Source organism: Granulicatella sp. WM01, from assembly GCF_004570605.1.
In the GTDB taxonomy this organism is placed as follows: domain Bacteria; phylum Bacillota; class Bacilli; order Lactobacillales; family Aerococcaceae; genus WM01.
The window spans coordinates 1-1,144 of the sequence record NZ_SPPB01000120.1 but is presented as its reverse complement, the minus strand read 5'-3'; the positions used below and the strand labels follow the sequence as shown (position 1 = coordinate 1,144).

General features: G+C 34.2%; 2 protein-coding genes. Both read right to left on the bottom strand.

Translation table 11 applies throughout. The features are described 5' to 3' along the window. Positions 1 to 316 (bottom strand): hypothetical protein (locus E4T68_RS08915; protein WP_209305070.1); only part of this gene is annotated, 316 nt, incomplete at its 3' end. A 379-nt stretch (positions 317 to 695) separates the two neighbouring features. Beyond that, positions 696 to 1,144, bottom strand: a 449-nt coding sequence (locus E4T68_RS09385; RefSeq protein WP_167753879.1) for a hypothetical protein, incomplete at its 5' end; no start/stop codon positions are given.

Below are 1,144 nucleotides of genomic sequence, written 5' to 3'. Positions count from 1 at the left end.
AATCCATTAGTTTTTTCGTATATTTTTCAGCTGGATTGTTCGTTAGTATATCATCATTTGGATTAGCTTTGCTTTGATTAATCTTCCCTACAACAGCGTTTAATCCCGCATTAATGCCAAGATTAAACACTACACTCTCTGGAGTAATCTCATTCCCTAGCACAACGCCTTTGAGAACATCTACACCTGTTTCTGCTACAGTTTCTACAACGTATTTAGAAATGGGATTGCTAATTGCACTCGTTACTTGGTTAATAATTGGCGAAAATGCCCCACCAATACCTCCTGTAACCGTTCCTCTTACTGCACCAGACAAAGCATTACCTAGAACTTCTTCTGACGGTTTACCTTCTAAGGTACCTGATACTATTTCATAAGAAAACCCTCCTGCAGCCCCACTGATTGATCCAACGATAGTACCTACGGCAATTGACTCTGATAACGTTAAAGTTACTGCACCAGTTGATACTTTGGATAATGTTTATAGAGAACTCTCTTATAACAACTACAGAAAAATAATTCTATGCACACATAATAAAGTTTAGATATTTCATGACAATTATTCCTTTTAATATAGAATAGTAGGACTATCTAATAACACAATACATCAATAAAATCTTTTAATATAGGACTAGATATAACACCTAGTCCTATACACATTTTCTTACTACCACCAAGTTTAATATAAATATCTTTTACTCTTCTATTATTGGTTTCCAATTCTCAAATTTTACTCGCTTACTCTGTATATGTTTCCAGAAAAAATTTTGTTCTGCAATTGGAACAAGTTTAATGTCAATATCTTGACAAATGATATCAATCGTCATGTTTGCCACGACAATATGGTAGCTATTCAAGAAATAATTGTATTCAGATACCTTTATATCTTGTGCAGCGTAGCCTAATAACATGCCAAAGCTGGTAGCATCTTTTATATTATATTGTCTAGAAATAACTTCTTTTGGCGGTCCATACGGCATCCCTCTCAAAGCCATCCATCCCGCATCCGTATCGTAGGCTACTTTATAACATCTGAAAAATGTGATTTCATAACAATAATCAGTTTCTCCATAACCTGGTCTATATTGTTGAATATAAAGTCTAGCTTCATCTCCTAAATGTTGAATGTTAAAATCTAGCAATT